The 3,059-nt window shown below is 40.6% G+C and carries 4 protein-coding genes and 1 pseudogene; all 5 read left to right on the top strand.

The window, feature by feature from the left end; genetic code table 11:
* Positions 1 to 183: pseudogene (locus HMPREF2872_RS11900) on the top strand (lytic enzyme); the annotation flags it as partial.
* Between the two features lie 409 nt (positions 184 to 592).
* A complete protein-coding gene (locus HMPREF2872_RS09715; protein WP_070633250.1) occupies positions 593 to 1,012 on the top strand; it encodes a hypothetical protein in 420 nt (139 codons plus the stop codon).
* A 130-nt stretch (positions 1,013 to 1,142) separates the two neighbouring features.
* A complete protein-coding gene (locus tag HMPREF2872_RS09710) occupies positions 1,143 to 1,571 on the top strand; it encodes a hypothetical protein (RefSeq protein ID WP_070633247.1) in 429 nt (142 codons plus the stop codon).
* 97 nt (positions 1,572 to 1,668) lie between these two features.
* Entirely contained in the window at positions 1,669 to 1,890 is a 222-nt protein-coding gene (locus tag HMPREF2872_RS09705) for a hypothetical protein (RefSeq protein ID WP_210398862.1), read from the top strand.
* Between the two features lie 141 nt (positions 1,891 to 2,031).
* The coding region (locus HMPREF2872_RS09700) for a pyridoxal phosphate-dependent aminotransferase (protein ID WP_070633246.1) at positions 2,032 to 3,059 on the top strand (1,028 nt) is incomplete at its 3' end.

The raw sequence follows: 3,059 nt of genomic DNA, 5'->3' as shown, positions 1-3,059 counted from the left end.
ACATTGGTTATTGGCGGATTGGCATTATCTTTCTTTTATACAATGTTGATTGACCAAAAACGACAGGATGCGGATATGGTCGGTCGCATCAATCGAGCCAATATCGTGCGATGCGGCGATGAACTTTGTGCCAAGACAGGTAAAAGCGTAGAAAATGGCTATCGGGTTATTCAGCATCGATAGCTGAGAAACTAAAGGCCGTCTGAAAAAACCAGGATAACTGGTTTTCAGACGGCCTTTGTCTATTGTGAGGATAATTGTAGAATGTGCCTTTAGATCACAGTTTTTATTGTTAAAAATGAAGAATTTTAGGAGTGTATTACATACGCTCTTTTTTGTATTTAAGGATGCTTGAAAAAAATTAGTAGGCTTAAAATCATCTATTTTATGAAATTTATGGAAGCATGATAGAAGAGAGAGTGGTTTTTGGAAAGTTTTGTACATTGTCTTAAAATATGGCCGTTTGTCGTTTTATTTTATCTATAGTTTGCGAAATACTGCTAGAATGTGAATAATTTAATGTAAACTTATTAATTATAAAGAAATAGTTATTATAATGGTTTAGATTGCTAAAAAGTTAAGGAGTTTTAAAATGAAAAAACTAGCTATTCTTTTGAGTTTGTCCCTTCTTTTGGCAGCTTGTGATTTAGGCTTTCCCAAAATGACTGTTAATTATGATAATTTGCCCCATGGGAAAATTAAAGAATATATTACTAAAACATTTCCAAATGAACCTGAAAAAGAAGCATTGAGCAAAATGATTTATGCTCAGTTAAGTGGTGATAAAAGTGCTGATAATATTAGAAAGACCGTTTCCCAAATGGGTATGACTTGTGAAGTAGAAAAAGAGATTTGCGAGTATTCAGGATATATTAAAACTAAGGTTGCCGGTATTAGCTCAGGAAGTGGTCAGGCCAAACGCATTTATCATATCGTTATTTTCCCTAAAAAAGGGATGGATTCTTTGAAGATTGAATATCAAATTGTAGAAGATACGGAGAAGGTGAATTAAATCTCGAGAAACCTTGAAACAAAATCAGTCTCAAGAAGTTGTTCAAAATACTTCGCAAGGTCAAGAAGAACGCAGCTTAGGCAGCCGTTCGTTTGGTTAAATCCTTTCCCATTTTTAGGAGGTGCTTAATATGAAAAAAATACTCCCCATCTCTCTTGCACTACTTTCTCTATTTTCTGCTGGTTGTGAAGCCAACAACCATGATAAATACTCCAAAATTCAATCGTCAGTTTTAAAAGGAAAAAATGATATGATAACCCAAAGCCCTATGTTGAATGAAATTTTATCAATAAAGAGAACGGATATACCTAGATGGGAGCCTTTTGACGTTAGTCATATCGTATCTAAATATTTGCCTATTGGCTCTTCTCGAGAGCAAGTTATCAATTCATTAAATAAGATGCATCAAGATTATAAGGAAGAAGGCAATTTTATATATGCAGGGTATTTTAAACAGGGGTTACCTCTTGTTCCCTCACCGAGTATTTTTATTGCTTTGCAATTTAATGGAACTGCTCATTTAGAAAAAATCGATGCAACCCTTGATTATGTTGAATAAAGAAGATAAATATAGCAAATGAAAAAATTGAAGTAGGTTATAGGCATATTGGCTCTTTAGGTGTTGACTACCATTATAAATCTTACTCTAGGCACACATGAATAATGATGTACTTAAGCAAGCACTTAAATTTTTGCTTGAAACCGCCGAGGTAATGGTACAGTTTAGGCAAAGTCCCCATCAGATTGTCCAAAATCTTGAGGAAAAATTTGATAAATCACTTTTCGATCAACGCAAGATGGTTACAGAGATGGTATGTGCGGAAGTGACGAAAGAAATGTCAAATTCTGTAGCACTGATTTTTGGCAGGAAGAAATAATACCTGTAGACCAATAAGGTTGTATCAAGCCACTATTCCGTCAAATAGGCCGTCTGAAAAATCAGGATCACTGGTTTTCAGACGGCCTTTGTTCTTATAATAGCAGTTTATTGTTTTTACACACTCAGCAACGGAGTTTTCATGCAGTTTTCAGCATTCGGCGAAAAATTCACACAACACAGCGGTATTTTGCAGTTGATGGACGATTTGGGCGACGCGCTCAAAAGCGACAAGCCCGTCAATATGCTTGGCGGCGGCAATCCGGCGAAGATTGCTGAAGTCAATGCCGTGTTCGCCGATGTGTTTTCCAAGCTGGCGGCGGAACACGCTGTTGAGAATATCGGCAATTATTCCAATCCGCAGGGCGATGCGGCGCTGATTGCGGCTTTGACTGAGTTTCTCAACCGTGAATACGGCTGGAATCTGACGGCGGACAATATCGCGCTGACCAATGGTTCGCAAAATGCGTTTTTCTATTTGTTCAACCTGTTTGGCGGCAAGTTTAATCTTTCAGACGGCCAAACGGCTGAAAAAGCCATTTTGTTGCCGCTTGCGCCTGAATATATCGGTTATGCCGACGTGCATGTCGAAGGGCAGCATTTTATTTCGGTAAAACCGAAAATCGAAAACGTCGAACACGAAGGCGAAGCGGGATTTTTCAAATACCGCGTGGACTTTGACACGCTGGAGAGCCTGCCTGAACTGAAAGAGGGCAAAATCGGTGCGATTTGCTGTTCGCGCCCGACTAATCCGACCGGCAATGTGTTGACTGACGGCGAGATGGCGCGTTTGGATGCTTTGGCGCAAGAACACGGGATTCCGCTGATTATCGACAATGCTTACGGAATGCCGTTCCCGAATATTATTTACAGCGATGTGACGCTCAACTGGCACGAAAACATTATCCTCTGCTTCAGCCTTTCTAAAATCGGCCTGCCCGGCGTGCGTACCGGCATTATTGTTGCTGCGCCGGAAGTGGTCAAAGCCGTCAGCAGTTTGAATGCGATTGTAAACCTGTCGCCAACCCGTTTCGGCGCGGCGATTGCGGCTCCGCTGTTAAATGACGGCCGTCTGAAACAGCTGGCCGACCGAGTGATTCAGCCGTTTTACCGTCAGCAGGCGCAAACGGCGGTCTCCCTGCTCAAGCGTGAATTGGGCGCGTATCCGTT

Origin of the sequence: Neisseria sp. HMSC069H12 (assembly GCF_001812735.1) — a bacterium.
In the GTDB taxonomy this organism is placed as follows: domain Bacteria; phylum Pseudomonadota; class Gammaproteobacteria; order Burkholderiales; family Neisseriaceae; genus Neisseria; species Neisseria subflava.
Note: the sequence above shows the minus strand (reverse complement) of the source record. Positions and strands in the feature narration are given on the sequence as shown.

Bases quoted from the DNA above. Each gene is read 5' to 3' on its own strand.
- HMPREF2872_RS09715 (WP_070633250.1), top strand. From the start codon at position 593: ATGAAAAAACTAGCTATTCTTTTGAGTTTGTCCCTTCTTTTGGCAGCT.
- HMPREF2872_RS09710 (WP_070633247.1), top strand. From the start codon at position 1,143: ATGAAAAAAATACTCCCCATCTCTCTTGCACTACTTTCTCTATTTTCT.
- HMPREF2872_RS09705 (WP_210398862.1), top strand. From the start codon at position 1,669: ATGAATAATGATGTACTTAAGCAAGCACTTAAATTTTTGCTTGAAACC.